At 46.2% G+C, this 249-nt stretch carries 1 protein-coding gene; it reads right to left on the bottom strand.

All coding sequences use genetic code 11. The annotated features are described in order from the left end of the window. Positions 1 to 238 (bottom strand): cobaltochelatase subunit CobN (locus MTCD1_RS19900; protein WP_235013412.1); only part of this gene is annotated, 238 nt, incomplete at its 3' end. Between the last annotated feature and the right edge of the window lie 11 nt (positions 239 to 249).

The following is a 249-nucleotide window of genomic DNA, read 5'->3' as shown; positions in this document are numbered from 1 at the left end:
CTTGTACTCGCTGCTTAATATTTTGTTGAATGGTATTTTGTGCACCGGGATCGTCATAATCCGCTAATGCCAATACCGCTGCATCAAACAGTTTCATCACATTGGGACAAGCATCGCGGAAAAATCCAGAGACCCGCAACGTCACATCAGCACGAGGACGACCTAATAATGCACAGGGAATGATTTCAAAATCGATAACCCGTTGCGAACCTGGTGCCCAAATGGGTTTGATCCCCATGAGTGCAAATG

Origin of the sequence: Colwellia marinimaniae, from assembly GCF_002207865.1 — a bacterium.
In the GTDB taxonomy this organism is placed as follows: Bacteria; Pseudomonadota; Gammaproteobacteria; order Enterobacterales; family Alteromonadaceae; genus Colwellia; species Colwellia marinimaniae.
Note: the sequence above shows the minus strand (reverse complement) of the source record. Positions and strands in the feature narration are given on the sequence as shown.